The sequence below is a fragment of the Streptomyces aidingensis genome, from assembly GCF_900112355.1.
Taxonomy (GTDB): domain Bacteria; phylum Actinomycetota; class Actinomycetes; order Streptomycetales; family Streptomycetaceae; genus Streptomyces; species Streptomyces aidingensis.
Genome location: NZ_FOLM01000002.1, coordinates 80,035 through 93,502, shown reverse-complemented (window position 1 = coordinate 93,502; position 13,468 = coordinate 80,035). Strand labels below are relative to the sequence as shown.

Genomic DNA, 13,468 nt, shown 5'->3' with positions numbered 1-13,468 from the left:
CCGCCCGTACCGCTGTACCGCCAGTACCGCCAGTACCGACCGGACCGGAAACCGGTCCGGCCTCATCCTTCGAGCCGGAAGCGCAGAGCCCCGCAGCATGGAAACCCCGCCCCCGCAGACCGAGCCGGCCCCGCCGACCGACGCCGACATCGAGGCGTGCCGGGAGCAGCTCGGCCGACCGCCGCGCGGCCTGCGGGCCGTGGCGCACCGCTGCCCGTGCGGCAACCCGGACGTGGTGGAGACCGCTCCCCGGCTGCCGGACGGCACCCCCTTTCCGACCACCTACTACCTGACCTGTCCGCGCGCCGGCTCCGCCATCGGCACCCTGGAGTCCGGCGGACTGATGAAGGAGATGACCGAGCGGCTGGGCCGGGACCCGGAGCTGGCCGCCGCCTACCGCCGCGCGCACCGGGACTATCTGGCCCGCCGGGACGCCATCGAGGTGCTGGCCGGATTCCCCAGCGCGGGCGGCATGCCGGACCGGGTCAAGTGCCTGCATGTGCTGGTCGCCCACTCCCTGGCGGCCGGGCCCGGCGTCAACCCGCTCGGCGACGAGGCGCTGGCGCTGCTTCCCGAGTGGTGGCGCAAGGGGCCGTGCGTGCCGGCCGCCGCCCCGCCCGCGCCGGTTCGTGAAAACGCGCACGAGTTGCCGGACGGCCCCGCGGGGCCGTCGCGTTCCGAGGAGGAGCTGTCATGACCGCCCCCGCCCCCGACGCCGCTCCCGGGCCCGTCCGGGTGGCCGCGATCGACTGCGGCACCAACTCCATCCGGCTGCTGGTCGCCGAACTCGACCCGGCCGCCGGCACCCTGACCGATCTGGACCGGCGGATGGAGATCGTCCGGCTGGGCCAGGGCGTGGACCGCACCGGCCGGCTCGCCCCCGAGGCGCTGGAGCGCACCTTCGCCGCCTGCCGCCGCTATGCCGAGGTGATCCGGGCGCACGGGGTGCCGCCCGGGCGCACCCGCTTCGTGGCCACCTCCGCCTCCCGGGACGCCGGGAACCGGGACGAGTTCACCCGCGGCGTGCACGAGATCACCGGGGTCTTCCCGGAGGTGATCAGCGGCGACGAGGAGGCCCGGCTGTCCTTCGCCGGTGCCACCCGGGAACTCGCCGGCGCCGGGGCGGTGCCGGCGCCCGATGCGCCCGCCCTGGTGGTGGACATCGGCGGCGGCTCGACCGAGTTCGTGCTGGGCACTCCGGGGGACGGGGTGCGGGCCGCGCGCAGCGTGGACATCGGCTGTGTCCGGCTGACCGAGCGCCATCTCACCGAGGACGGCCGGCCGGTGGAACCGCTCACCGCGGACCGGCTGTCGGCGCTCACCGCCGATGTGCGGGCCGCGCTCGCCGAGGCCGAGCGGACCGTGCCGCTGCACGAGGCGCGCGCCCTGGTGGGCCTGGCCGGCTCGGTGACCACGGTCGCCGCCCTGGCCCTGGGCCTGGACGAGTACGACGCGAGCGCCGTGCACCATTCCCGCTTCGACCGCCCGGCGATCGCCGCGGTGACCGCCTGGCTGGTGTCCTCCACGCACGCCGAGCGGGCCGCCCGCAAGGTCATCCACCCGGGGCGGGTGGATGTCATCACCGCCGGTGCGATGGTGCTGGACCAGGTGATGGAGTATCTCGGCGCACCCGAACTCGTGGTCAGCGAGCACGACATCCTGGACGGCATCGCCTGGTCCGCCGGCTGAGCGGGCCCGCCGTCCGGCCGGGCGGCGGGGGCCGGCATCCGGGGCGGACATCCGGGGCGCCGGGGGGCAAACCCGCCCGAGGGGCCCGGAAATACTTCGTGAAGTTATTCACATGAGAAGAGGGCCACCCGGCCCCTGGCGCGGCCTCCCCGGCCGGTGCTCAACCCCTGCGGGCCCCGGCCGGCCCGCCGGGCGGTATGTCCGCCCGGTGACATCCGGGTGACGGCCGCCCGCACGCCCGGCGCGCCGCCCCCGTCGGCCGGGCGTCGCCGCAGTTCAAAGCGGTGTGGCGGGACCCGAGCCGGACTCGTCCGGCGGTCCGCGGACCGGCCGGGCCGGCAGCGGGCGGCGGAGTGTAGCAGAAAGCGCTCGAAGCTTGTGAAGACCCTCACGAGCACCCCCCGCCGGTCGGGTGGATACTCGAAGACATGAGCACCACGGAGCGTCCCCGAATCCTCGTCGTGGGTGGCGGGTATGTCGGCCTCTATGCCGCGCGCCGCATTCTCAAGAAGCTGCGCTACGGCGAGGCGACGGTCACCGTCGTCGACCCGCGCTCGTACATGACGTACCAGCCGTTCCTGCCCGAGGCGGCGGCCGGCAGCATCTCGCCGCGCCATGTCGTGGTGCCGCTGCGCCGGGTGCTGCCCAAGGCCGAGGTCCTCACCGGCCGGGTCACCACGATCGACCAGGACCGCCGGGTGGCCACCGTGGCCCCGCTGGTCGGTCCGGCCTACGAGGTGCCCTTCGACTATCTGGTGGTCGCCCTCGGCGCCGTCTCCCGCACCTTCCCGATCCCCGGCCTGGCCGAGAACGGCATCGGCATGAAGGGCATCGAGGAGGCCATCGGCCTGCGCAACCATGTGCTGGAGCAGTTCGACAAGGCGGACTCCACCACCGACCCGGAGATCCGGCGCAAGGCCCTCACCTTCGTCTTCGTCGGCGGCGGCTTCGCCGGCGCGGAGACCGTGGGCGAAATCGAGGACCTGGCCCGGGACGCCGCCAAGTACTACCCGTCCATCCGGCGCGAGGACATGCGGTTCCTGCTGGTGGACGTGGCCGACCGGATTCTGCCCGAGGTCGGCCCCAAGCTCGGCGAGTGGGGCCGGGAGCATCTGAAGCAGCGCGGGGTGGAGATCCTGCTCGGCACCTCCATGAAGTCCTGCGTCGACGGACATGTGGTGCTCAGCGACGGCACCGAGGCGGACTCCGGCACCATCGTGTGGACCGCCGGCGTCAAGCCCCACCCGACGCTCGCCGAGTACGGCCTGCCGCTGGGACCCCGGGGCCATGTGGATGTGGAGCCCACCCTCCAGGTCAAGGGCACCGACTACATCTGGGCGGCCGGCGACAACGCCCAGGTGCCCAACCTGGTGGCGGGCGAGGGCGACTGGTGCCCGCCCAACGCCCAGCACGCGCTGCGCCAGGCCCGGCGGCTCGGCGACAATGTGATCGCCGCGCTGCGCGGCTTCCCGCAGGCCGACTACAAGCACGCCAACAAGGGCGCGGTGGCCGGTCTCGGTCTGCGCAAGGGCGTCGCCATGATCAAGTTCGGCGGGATGAACATCCGGCTGCGCGGCCGGCTGGCCTGGTACATGCACCGCACCTACCACGGTCTGGCGGTGCCCACCTGGAACCGCAAGATCCGGGTCTTCGCCGACTGGACCCTGGCGCTGTTCCTCAAGCGCGAAGTGGTCTCGCTGGGCGCCATGGAGAACCCGCGCGAGGAGTTCTACGAGGCCGCCAGGCCGGTGGCCGCCGCGGCAGCCGCTGCCGAGCCGCGCAAGGACAAGACCGCCGTCTGACGGCCACGGCCGCACCGCACCGTACCGGCCCGGCCGGGCGCCGCCTCCCGGATGTCTTCCCGGGGCGCCCGGCCGGGCCGCGGCACGGTCCGGGCGGGCTCCGGCGCGCCCGCGCCGCGCCGGGCGGGCCGGCCGGGCTGCGCACCGGAGCCCGTGAGTGGTTGTCTTGACGTCATGCCAGAGCTTGCGAAGCGGCTGCACCATCTGGCCGAGGTGCTGCTGGGCGCCCCGCTGCCGCTCGGGCTGCGCGCCTGGGACGGCAGCGAGGTGGCCGGCGAGCCCTACGCCCCGGTCCTGGTGGTGCGGCACCGGCGCGCGCTGCGCCGCATCCTGTACCGGCCGGGCGAACTCGGCCTGGCCCGCGCCTGGGTGGCCGGGGAACTGGACATCGAGGGCGATCTGTATCTGGCCCTCCAGAACCTGGCCGGGCTGGTCTGGGAGCGCGAGCCGTCCCGGCACCATCCCGCCGCCGTCCCGGCCGGGGCCGGCCCCGGCCCGGCCGGGGACCGTGCGGCGCGGGAACGGCTCGCCGCCGCGGCCGGGCTGCTTGCCCTGGCCGGTCCCGGGCTGCCCCCGCCCCCGCCGCGCGAGGAGCTCCGCCACCGTAGCGGGCTGCGGCACAGCCGGGACCGCGACCGGCAGGCGGTCGGCCACCACTACGACGTGGGCAACGAGTTCTACGCCCGGGTGCTGGGCCCCACCCTGGTGTACTCCTGCGCCTACTGGGGCGACGGCGCCGATCTGGAGTCTGCCCAGCGGGCCAAACTCGATCTGGTCTGCCGCAAGCTGGGGCTGCGCGAGGGCAACCGGCTGCTGGACGTGGGCTGCGGCTGGGGCTCGCTGGTGCTGCACGCGGTGCGCGAGTACCGGGTGCGCGCGGTCGGCATCACCCTCTCCGCCGAGCAGGCCGCGCTGGCCCGCCGCCGGATCGAGGAGGCCGGGCTGGCCGACCGGGCCGAGATCCGGGTACAGGACTACCGGGAGACGGCGGACGGCCCGTACGACGCCATCGCCTCCATCGGCATGGCGGAACATGTCGGCGAGGCCCGCTACCGGGAGTACGCCCGGCGGCTGCACTCGCTGCTGCGTCCCGGCGGGCGGCTGCTCAACCACCAGATCGCCCGGCCGCCCGTGACCGACGAGCGCGGCTACCGGCTCAGCCCGTTCATCGACTCCTATGTGTTCCCGGACGGCGAGCTGTCCCCGGTCGGGCGGACGGTCTCCCTGCTGGAGGAGGCCGGCTTCGAGATCCGCGATCTGGAGTCACTGCGTGAACACTACGGACTGACCCTGCGCGCCTGGGTGCGGAATCTGGAGGAGTCCTGGGAGGACGCGGTGAAGCTGGCCGGGGCGCCCCGGGCGCGGATCTGGCGGCTCTACATGGCGGCCTCGGCGCTGGCCTTCGAACGCGCGCAGATCGGTGTCAACCAGGTGCTCGCGGTGCGCACCACCGGATCGGGGCGCTCCGGTCTGCCGCTGCGCCCCCGTACCTGGCAGTAGCCGACCGGCTCCGGACGGTTGTTTCACGTCAATTCCCGAAGGCACCCCCGGTGCCGGCGTGTGCCGCACCCCGCTCGCACCTGCCAGGAAGCCCCTGACTGCCCATCAGGAACTCATAAAATCGGACAACATTGTTTTGCGGCACGGTGGTTGGACCGGGACCTGACGATAAGCTTCTGAACAGTTACGGCAGGACACCGATGTCCGGAACGGCCTGGGGAACTGTGCCCGGATGGTGGAATGCAGACACGGTGAGCTTAAAACTCGCTGGCCTGGTGGCCGTGCCGGTTCGAGTCCGGCTCCGGGCACCACCTCTCCCAGGCCGTGACCAGCAACAACGTCCGGATATCGCCGTCACTGCCGCGTCGTTCGGGCGCACCGTGGGCGCACGGTGCGCCTTGGCTCCGCGCAGGGCGTGCGTGGTCACCGGGCGCCGTCCCGGAAGTGACCGCCCCACCGGCGCGCCGCTGGGCGGCAACGGTGGGGCGGCGGTGGGCACGGCGCGCCCGGTGCCGCCGGCCGTGCGGCCGGCAGCACCGGTGGTGTGCCCGCCGTGCCCGTCGTGGAGAGGTTTTCCTTGCGGTGGCCTGATCAGCAGGTGATGCCGATGCAGACGGTGTTCAGCACGGTCAGCAGGCCGATGCAGGCGCAGGTCCCGTTCTGCGCCCCTTCGAACTCCACGGGCTCGGTCTCCGGGAGTGCGTGCAGCTCGGCCAGCAGTTCGAGGTCCTTGTTCGGCATGATCTTCTCCTTCTGTGCAGGGTCGGCGACGCGGGTTGCGCCGCTCATGACGGGCAGGCCGGCCGGGGCCGGTCTCCCGTGCTTCGGGGGGTGGTGGCGGGCGGTGCCGGCGGCCGGACCATCCAGTGCCGGGGTGAGGCGTGCCGCAGCCGGAGCAGGAACGCCAGGATTCCCGCGGCACCGTCGCTCCAGCTCGCCGAGACGTCTCCGAACTCGTTGGGAAAGACCACATGGCCGTTCCGGCGGGCCTGCTGGGCGAGGATGAGGCGGGCCAGTTCCCCGGCCAGAGAGCGGTGGGCGGCCTCGCCCGTGGCGTCGGCCATGTCGAGGAGGAAGTCCCCGTTGCCCGCGAGCCCGTGGCACTGGGTCACCGGGGCGCGCGAGGCGTGGTCCGCCACCGCCCGGGTGCCGCGGCGGGCCAGGTCGCCGAACCGGGGATCGCCGGTGGCCCGGTGCAGCCGGATCAGGAAGGTGCCGATGCCCGCCGCCCCGTGGCACCAGTAGGGGGAGGTCGGCGGGTCGGTGGCCTCGGCGGGCCAGTTGGCCGCCCCGCCCGCCACCACCGCCCGGGACAGCAACTGCTCTCCGGCGTCCACGGCCAGCTCCAGGTGAGCGGGGCGGTCCGAGACCGCTGACGCGCTCAGCAGGAAGCATCCGATGCCGGCGGCACCGTGGGCGAAGCCGAGGTGGTGTCTGCCGGCCAGCCGGGAGACGGCTTCGGCGGGTACCGCCCAGCTCACCCCGGCGGGCCCGCGGCGGGCGGCGGCGGCCAGCCGGTCGGCGGCCGCCACGGCCAGCTCCGCGAAACGCGCGTCCCCGGTGCGTTCCCACAGATGGAGAGCCGCCATTCCGCTGCCCGCGGTGCCGTGGGTGATGTCGTGGCTGGGGGAGGTCTCCAGCGGTGCCAGGGCCAGCGCCCGGGCGTGGTGGGTGAGCCGGTCGTCGTCCACGGCCCGCCCCGCGTCGTACAGGGCCCAGGCGGTGCCGGGGCCGCCGAAGTACAGACCGGGCCGGGCCCGGCGGGTGCCGGTGCGCCGCACGATCCAGTGTCCCGCCGTGGAGATCACCCCTGGCAGACGCGGGTCGCCGGTGAGTTCGTAGTACCTGGAGAGCACCGCCAGGACGCCGGCCGCGCCCTGCTGCACGGTGCAGGGACCGGTCTCTCCGGCGGTGGTGGACACCGGCCACAGATGTCCGTCGTCGGCCGGTGTCATGGAATCGATCAGATAGTCCACGATCCCGGCCACCGCGTCGCCGACGCCGTCCGGCGGCTCCGGCCGGGCGGGCCCGGCGACCGCCGGCGCGGCGGCGGGGGCCACGCGGGCACGGCCGGACACCGGCGGCGCGGCGGACGCCCGCAGTGCCGCGCGCGCCCGCCCCGGGTCCCAGCGCTCGGCCGGGTCCTCCCTCAGCAGCCCCAGAAGCATCGTCACCACACCGGCCGGCAGCCGCAGCCGTACGGCGCAGGCCCCCAGCCAGGCGGCCATGCGCGCGTCCGCGGTGCGGTCGGCGGGCTCCTCGGGCAGCAGCTGCGGCACGCGCCCGGCCAGGACGAAGCAGGCGGTGGCACCGAGGCTGTAGTAGTCGGCCGTGGGGGACACCGGCGCGTCGGTCAGACGCTCCGGCGCGCTGAAGCCCGGGGTGCCCAGGCGGGTCGGCTCGGCGGACCCGTCGTCGAGTACGGCGAGCTCCAGGTCGATCAGGCGCAGTTCGCCGTCCGGGCGGACCACGACGTTGCCGGGGGAGAGATCCCGCAGGACGCAGCGCCGGGCGTGGGCGGCGGCCACCAGGTCCACCAGCCGGCCGGCCAGGGCCAGTGCGTCGGCGCGGTAGCGGTCCGGGCCGGCGTCGCGGAAGTGCTCCGCGGCCCAGGTGCGCAGCGTGACTCCCGGCACCTCCTCCTGCGCCAGGAACAGATGCCGGCCGTGCTCGAACACCGCCAGCGCCTCCGGAGCCAGCCCCAGGCCCCCCAGCTCCTTGAGCATCCGGGCCTCGGCGCGCAGCCAGTCCCGGACATCCCGGCCGGAGGCGTCCGCCTCCACATGCGGCCGGGCCTCCTTGATCACCACCGGAGCCCCCGTGCGGGTGTCGGTACCCCGGTAGACCCCGCCCTTGTTGGTGTGCCGGATCGCCTCCCGCACCGCGAAGCGTCCGCCCAGCATGACCGTGCTCCTGGGAGCGGGCGGCTTGACGGGCACCCCCGGCTCCTCGGGGAAGGGGGAGATCGCCCAGGGGGGCGGCAGATACGCGCCGGTCCGCTTGTCCTCCACCGGATTGCCGTCCGGATCCCGGACGTACCACACCATCAGGCCGTCCTCGGAGAGCCGCCGCCGGCCCACGAAGGAGCCGTAGCGGTAGTGCACCAGGCTGCCCGGCGCGTAGGGCCGGTCGGACAGGATGCGGGGACCGGCGAGCCCGGAGGTGGCCCGGTGCAGCTCCCGCGCGAGGCGGGCCGCGGCCTCGTCGCTGCCGGGGTAGACGGTGAGGAATTTCCCGGAGCTGCCGCGCGGGGTGCTGCGGGCGTTCAGGATGGTCACCTGGGCCAGTGAGCGGGCGAACTTGAACACCGAATCCTCCCTCAGCAGCACGCCGAGCGCCCGTTCCAGGACCGCCGCGGCCGAGGCGGCCGTCGCCGACAGGTGCAGCTTCCAGCCCTGTTCGCGCAGTTCCCCGGAGTCCGGCGTCGCCCGGCACCACATTCCGTCCGTGGTGACCGTCCACCGGGTGCCGGTCCCGGTCGTGCGGAGTGCGTTGTCGAGAAGGTGTTCCAGCCCGCCTTCCGTCACGCGATGTGTCATCACTGCCCCCTTCCGCCGGTCCGGGCGCGGCATCGGGTTCACCGGAGCCGGCGGGGAAGGAGCTGCCCCGTGGCGCGGACACGCCAACGCACCGCTGCCCGGAATCACCCCATCGGGTAAGCGCACAGACATACTTCTCGGTTCGGGGGTGCGCCCGCGCGGGCCCCGGCCGCCGGAGGGATGATCAGGCAGGCTCCGCCGGCCCTCGGAGACCCGGCGGACGCCGATCTCCCCCTCGGTGCCGGTGGCCTCGAAGACGTCGGCGAAACGCGAGGCCCGTTCGACGGCCTCCTCCTCGGAACGCACCTCGATCAGCGCGAAGCCGGCGATGAGTTCCCTGGTCCCGGTGAACGGGCCGCCGGTGACCGTCCGTTTGCCGTCATCTCACCGAGGGAGGAATCTCCGGGAAAGATGGGGGTAGTCCACTGGCGACTCCGTACCCCGCCGGGCTTACGCTGCGGGAGGGAGAGCGACGGAACGGTAACATCCCCTTCCGACGTTGTATGCCGTGGACTACGGTGCACTCTTTGCTAAAGCATTACTCTGGTGACAAGGTCGTGCCGTAGCGGCCATGGAGGAGTGAGATGAGGAGCAGCAACCCGGTCTTCACGCGCCGGGGGTTCAGCCAGGGTGGTGGCTACGCGCAGTTCAATGCGGGGCCGCAGACGGCGACTCCCCACGCGCAGCCGACCAATCCGTACGCCCAGCCGACGAACCCCTATGCGCAGCAGCAGGCCGGCGCGCCGGCGTACCCGGGCGCCCCCGGGGCCCCGGCCGGGGTCATGACCATCGACAGCGTGGTCTCCCGCACCGCGCTCACGCTGGGCACGGTGATCGCCACCGCGACCGTCGCCTGGGTGATGGACCTGCCCATCGGTGTGGGCATCGTCTGCGCCCTGATCGGCTTCGTGCTGGCGATGGTGCAGTCCTTCAAGCGCCAGGCCTCGCCCGCGCTGATCCTGTCCTACGCCGCGGTCGAGGGCGTTTTCCTGGGCGTGATCAGCAACTACATCAACGAGTACGCGCCCGGGGCCGCCATGCAGGCGGTGCTCGGCACGATGACCGTGTTCGCGGCCGTGCTCTTCATGTACAAGCAGCGGATCATCCGGGTGACCGCGCGCTTCACCCGCTTTGTGATCGCCGCCGCGCTGGCCTTCATCGGCCTGGCGATGATCAACCTGATCGTCGCCATGATCGGCGGCGGCAACGGCCTGGGCCTGCGGGACGGCTCGCTGGGCCTGATCTTCGGCGCCATCGGCATCATCCTGGGCGCCTGCTTCCTGGCCCTGGACTTCAAGATGGTCGAGGACGGCATCGCCTACGGTGCTCCGGAGAAGGAGTCCTGGCTGGCCGCCTTCGGTCTGACCCTGACCCTGGTCTGGATCTACCTGGAGTTCCTGCGGATCATCGCCATCCTGCAAGGCGAATGACCGGCGGGGCTCCACCCCTACAGCGGCCGGGCCGGCCGGCGGACACTCCGCCGGCCGGCCCGGCCGTTTGGTGCCCGCGTATCCTCGCGGCATGGCGGGAGCACAGGAGCCGGAACGGGTAACTCCGGAGCGGGTAACTCCGGAGCTGGAAGCGCTGGAGCGGGCCGTGGAGCGGGCGGCCGGGCGGCTGCGGCGGCTGCCGGAGAGCGCGCTGCGGCGCGGCGCCGCCGCCGGGGGCAGGGCGCTCGCCGCCGAGCTGGCGCGGCGGGCGCAGCGCCTGGAGGGCCGCCCCGCCGGGCTGCCGCCCCTGCCCGACGCCGGGATCTTCGCCGTCGGGGACCAGCTCGCCGTCACCGGCCACGACCTGATCGAGGCGGTGCGGGCGCTGGGGCCCGGCGAGGCCGCCGCGCGGGAGGCCGGGCAGGCCCTGGCGCTGCTCCGCGAGGCCGCCTCCTAGGCCGCCTCCGCGGGCCGCTGGTCCAGCGCCGGTCGCCGTCACCGGGCGGGGGCCGCGAGGCGCCCGAGGAAGCCGTCCACCAGGGGGGCGATGGTGTCCAGCCCGGTCTCCAGGGCGAAGTGGCCGGCGTCCAGCAGATGCAGCCCGGCGTCCGGCAGGTCGCGCAGATAGGCGCGGGCGCCCCGCTCGGTGAAGAACGGGTCGCCGCGGCCCCAGACCACCAGGGCGGGCGGCCGGTGAGTGCGCAGCCACCGCTGCCACACCGGGTACTGGGCCACATTGGTGTGGTAGTCCAGGGCGAGCGCGACCTGGGCCGCCCGGCGGCCCGGCAGATCCAGGAAGTGCTGGTCGAGGGTCCAGCCGTCCGGGGCGAGCAGTTCCGGGTCGGGGGTGCCCGTCTCGTACTGGCCGCGGGTCATGGGCGGGGTGAACAGCACGCCGACCCGCTCCTCGGCGCCGGGCACCCCGGGCCGGTTGGCGATCATGTCGCGGGCGGCGTCGCTGAGCCCTTCCTCGTAGGCGTTGGCGTTCTGCACGATCAGGCCGGTGATCCGCTCGGGGCGGCGGACGGCCATCCGGAAGCCGACCGGAGCGCCGAAGTCGAAGACATAGAGCGCGAACCGGTCCAGGCCGAGGCGGTCGGTGAAGCCCTCGACGACCTCGGCCAGCCGGTCGAAGCGGTAGCGGAAACCCTCCGGGGCCTCGGTGTGGCCGAAGCCCGGGTAGTCGGGCGCGATCATCCGGTACCGGCCGCCGAGCATGTCGATCAGGCGGCGGAACTGGTGCGAGCCGGACGGGAAGCCGTGCAGCAGCAACAGCACCGGCGCGTCGGGCCGGTCCGGCAGCGATTCCCGGTAGAAGACCCGCACCCCGTCCACGTCGAGGTGGCGGTGCCGGGTGCGGGGGAGGTGCGCGATCACCATGACACATGGCTCCTAGGGGGTAAGACGCATTAGTCGATGTCGCGACAGTCATATCCGGGGCACGTCTAATGTGTCAATGGCGAGAGATCGCATTAGGTAGCATGAGGGCATGACCGATGCCGTCCCGCTGACCGGTGAGCCGCTGGCCCTCGATCTGATCAACACCCGGCCCCGCGGGCCCGGCGGCGCCACCGCCGACCTGCTGGGCAGCGTCCCGGCGCTGGCCGCCTGGCTGGAACTGGAGCGGGCGCTCGGGGACGGCCGCCCGCTGCCGCCCGGCTCCACGGCCGACGCCGCCGGACTGGCGGCGGTCCACCGGGTGCGGGAGGACGCGGCGGGCGCCCTGCGGGCGCTGCGCGCCGGCGGGGAACCGCCGGCGTCCGCGCTGCGGGGGCTCAACGACGCCCAGCGCGCCGCGCCCGCCGTACGCCGGGCGCGCTGGGACGGCTCGCGCCTGATCGCGGAACCGCACCGCCCGGGAGAGCCGGCGGCGGTGCTGGCGGCGGTGCTGGCGGAGGCCGCCGTCGAACTGCTCACCGGCCCGGCCGTGGCCCGGGTCCGGGAGTGCGAGGCCGAGGACTGCGTGATGCTGTTCCTGCCGGCGCATCCGCGCCGCCGCTGGTGCTCACCCGCCCGCTGCGGCAACCGCACCCGGGTCGCCCGCTACTACCGCCGTCACCACTCCCCGGACTCCCCGGACTCCCCGGACTCCCGGGCCGGCGGCCCCGGCGCGGAACTCAGGCGGTGACGACGCGGTCGGCCAGCAGATAGACGGATTCGCCGCCGCAGGCGAAGGTGAGGGCGTAGGCGCCGGAGACCCCGGAGCCGCCCAGCAGCACCGGCGGGGTGCCGGCGCGCAGCGCGTCGGCCAGCTTCTCGGCGGTCTCCCGGTGACCGGGGGAGAGGCAGACGGTGGTGCCGTCCGCGAAGAGATAGACGTCCAGGGTGCCCAGCGGCCCGGGCCGGACATCGGCCAGCGGGGTGCGGTCCTCGGCGAGCCGGGCCAGCCGGCCGGCCGTGCGGGCCAGCTCCTCCTCGGAGGAGACCCCGTCGCCGTCGCCCGGCTCGTCCGGGTCCGTCTCCTGCCCGGGGTCCGCGGCGCGGGCCCCGGTCCCCGGGTCCACCGGCTCGCCGGAGAGGCTGAAGCCGGGGTTGGAGGGATGCCGGCGGCGGGCGGCGGCCAGCTCCGCGGATTCGGCCGGATCCCCGCCGTCCCCGGAGTCCGGGCCGCTTCCGGCGGGCCCCTGCCGGGGCAGGAAGACCGGCCCGGCGCCGGGGACGGTGAAGCCCTCGGCGGCCGTGGGGCCGGGGGCCCCGCCGGGGGCGGCGGACCCGCTGCCGCTGCCACCGAAACCGCCGCTGCCGCCGAAGCCGCCGCTGCCGCCGAAACCGGTGAAGCCGCCGGCCGTGCCGCCGCCGTTGTCGCCCGGCGGCAGGCAGCCGTCCAGCAGCGCGTCCAGCAGGGCCTCGTCCACCTCGGACATGTCCGGATCGCAGCGCGCGGCCAGCAGCTGGCCGAGCCGGCCCTCGCGGACCTCCTGCTCCGCCCAGAAGGCGCGCGCCTCGGCCAGTTCGCGTTCCCGCTCGTCCGCCAGTGCGTCGGCGACCGCCGCGCGGATCAGTTCCTCGTCCGGCGCCGTCCTGGCCGGCGGAAACCGGGGGGTGGTCCGCAGTTCGGCCCGCAGCGCGGCGACCTCGGTGCGCAGGCTGCGCGCGGTGTACAGGGTGACACCGCACAGCGCGGCGGAGAGCCCCGCCGCCACCAGCAGGGTGAGGGATATGGCGCTCACGAACGATCTCCCAGTCGGATTGGGTCCCCCTGATTCCTATCTCAGGTTTCCCGGCCCTTGCCATGGGGAGCAGAGCGGAACGTCATCTATCTGGACGGGACCTTGGTCCCCTGCGCCGGGGCATCGGCCGGGCGGCGTCCGGGGGCTTTCGGCGATGCGGCTCTGACCAGGGCGAACGCGGAGCGGTCCGGCGCACGTCACAACCTGGGGCCGCTTGGGTATCACTGCCATAAACGGGACGATGTGCCGTGATCTGCATCACATTCGGCGGCTACCGGCGCGAAACCGCACCCGAATGTGCTTCACCCCTCACCTCCGGTGCGCCCCCGCGTTCCCGC

The 13,468-nt window shown here is 74.1% G+C and carries 11 protein-coding genes and 1 tRNA gene; 8 read left to right on the top strand and 4 right to left on the bottom strand.

The genetic code is table 11. The annotated features are described in order from the left end of the window. Positions 1-97: 97 nt before the first annotated feature. The 5 genes from BM242_RS04985 to BM242_RS04965 all read left to right on the top strand — a co-directional run bounded on the left by BM242_RS04985 (position 98) and on the right by BM242_RS04965 (position 5,302). Positions 98-697, top strand: a complete 600-nt coding sequence (locus BM242_RS04985; protein WP_093837431.1) for a DUF501 domain-containing protein — start codon at positions 98-100, stop codon at positions 695-697. Continuing rightward, positions 694-1,689 carry a Ppx/GppA phosphatase family protein gene (locus BM242_RS04980; protein ID WP_093837430.1) on the top strand — a complete coding sequence of 332 codons (996 nt, stop codon included), beginning with the start codon at positions 694-696 and terminating at the stop codon, positions 1,687-1,689. The genes BM242_RS04985 and BM242_RS04980 overlap by 4 nt, the downstream gene beginning before the upstream one ends. A 428-nt stretch (positions 1,690-2,117) precedes the next feature. Further along, positions 2,118-3,491: an NAD(P)/FAD-dependent oxidoreductase gene (locus tag BM242_RS04975; protein ID WP_093837429.1), complete on the top strand. Its 1,374-nt coding sequence runs from the start codon at positions 2,118-2,120 to the stop codon at positions 3,489-3,491. A 174-nt stretch (positions 3,492-3,665) separates the two neighbouring features. After that, positions 3,666-4,991 carry an SAM-dependent methyltransferase gene (locus BM242_RS04970; RefSeq protein ID WP_093837428.1) on the top strand — a complete coding sequence of 442 codons (1,326 nt, stop codon included), beginning with the start codon at positions 3,666-3,668 and terminating at the stop codon, positions 4,989-4,991. 226 nt (positions 4,992-5,217) lie between these two features. Then, positions 5,218-5,302: transfer RNA gene (locus BM242_RS04965), tRNA-Leu, on the top strand. 280 nt (positions 5,303-5,582) lie between these two features. Here BM242_RS04965 and BM242_RS29210 read toward each other — a convergent pair. Both BM242_RS29210 and lanL read right to left on the bottom strand, forming a co-directional pair. Then, positions 5,583-5,732: a VenA family class IV lanthipeptide gene (locus tag BM242_RS29210; protein ID WP_175541273.1), complete on the bottom strand. Its 150-nt coding sequence runs from the start codon at positions 5,730-5,732 to the stop codon at positions 5,583-5,585. A gap of 44 nt (positions 5,733-5,776) precedes the next feature. Further along, positions 5,777-8,530, bottom strand: a complete 2,754-nt coding sequence (gene lanL / locus BM242_RS04955; protein ID WP_139238260.1) for a class IV lanthionine synthetase LanL — start codon at positions 8,528-8,530, stop codon at positions 5,777-5,779. A 584-nt stretch (positions 8,531-9,114) separates the two neighbouring features. Between lanL and BM242_RS04950 the strand changes: the two genes are divergently transcribed. Both BM242_RS04950 and BM242_RS04945 read left to right on the top strand, forming a co-directional pair. Continuing rightward, entirely contained in the window at positions 9,115-9,960 is an 846-nt protein-coding gene (locus tag BM242_RS04950) for a Bax inhibitor-1/YccA family protein (protein ID WP_093837425.1), read from the top strand. Between the two features lie 91 nt (positions 9,961-10,051). Beyond that, entirely contained in the window at positions 10,052-10,417 is a 366-nt protein-coding gene (locus BM242_RS04945) for a hypothetical protein (RefSeq protein ID WP_245833838.1), read from the top strand. Between the two features lie 38 nt (positions 10,418-10,455). On the opposite strand, the gene BM242_RS04940 is transcribed toward BM242_RS04945, so the two are convergent. Further along, entirely contained in the window at positions 10,456-11,340 is an 885-nt protein-coding gene (locus tag BM242_RS04940) for an alpha/beta fold hydrolase (RefSeq protein WP_093837423.1), read from the bottom strand. 109 nt (positions 11,341-11,449) lie between these two features. Between BM242_RS04940 and BM242_RS04935 the strand changes: the two genes are divergently transcribed. Further along, positions 11,450-12,088, top strand: coding sequence for a CGNR zinc finger domain-containing protein (locus tag BM242_RS04935; protein ID WP_093837422.1), 639 nt, complete (start codon positions 11,450-11,452; stop codon positions 12,086-12,088). Here BM242_RS04935 and BM242_RS04930 read toward each other — a convergent pair. After that, positions 12,078-13,130, bottom strand: coding sequence for a hypothetical protein (locus BM242_RS04930; RefSeq protein WP_093837421.1), 1,053 nt, complete (start codon positions 13,128-13,130; stop codon positions 12,078-12,080). The two genes, BM242_RS04935 and BM242_RS04930, sit on opposite strands and share 11 nt — an antisense overlap. Between the last annotated feature and the right edge of the window lie 338 nt (positions 13,131-13,468).

Bases quoted from the DNA above. Each gene is read 5' to 3' on its own strand.
- BM242_RS04970 (WP_093837428.1), top strand. From the start codon at position 3,666: ATGCCAGAGCTTGCGAAGCGGCTGCACCATCTGGCCGAGGTGCTGCTG.
- BM242_RS04950 (WP_093837425.1), top strand. From the start codon at position 9,115: ATGAGGAGCAGCAACCCGGTCTTCACGCGCCGGGGGTTCAGCCAGGGT.
- BM242_RS04940 (WP_093837423.1), bottom strand. From the start codon at position 11,340: ATGGTGATCGCGCACCTCCCCCGCACCCGGCACCGCCACCTCGACGTG.
- BM242_RS04935 (WP_093837422.1), top strand. From the start codon at position 11,450: ATGACCGATGCCGTCCCGCTGACCGGTGAGCCGCTGGCCCTCGATCTG.
- lanL (WP_139238260.1), bottom strand. From the start codon at position 8,530: ATGACACATCGCGTGACGGAAGGCGGGCTGGAACACCTTCTCGACAAC.
- BM242_RS04945 (WP_245833838.1), top strand. From the start codon at position 10,052: ATGGCGGGAGCACAGGAGCCGGAACGGGTAACTCCGGAGCGGGTAACT.
- BM242_RS29210 (WP_175541273.1), bottom strand. From the start codon at position 5,732: ATGCCGAACAAGGACCTCGAACTGCTGGCCGAGCTGCACGCACTCCCG.
- BM242_RS04980 (WP_093837430.1), top strand. From the start codon at position 694: ATGACCGCCCCCGCCCCCGACGCCGCTCCCGGGCCCGTCCGGGTGGCC.
- BM242_RS04985 (WP_093837431.1), top strand. From the start codon at position 98: ATGGAAACCCCGCCCCCGCAGACCGAGCCGGCCCCGCCGACCGACGCC.
- BM242_RS04975 (WP_093837429.1), top strand. From the start codon at position 2,118: ATGAGCACCACGGAGCGTCCCCGAATCCTCGTCGTGGGTGGCGGGTAT.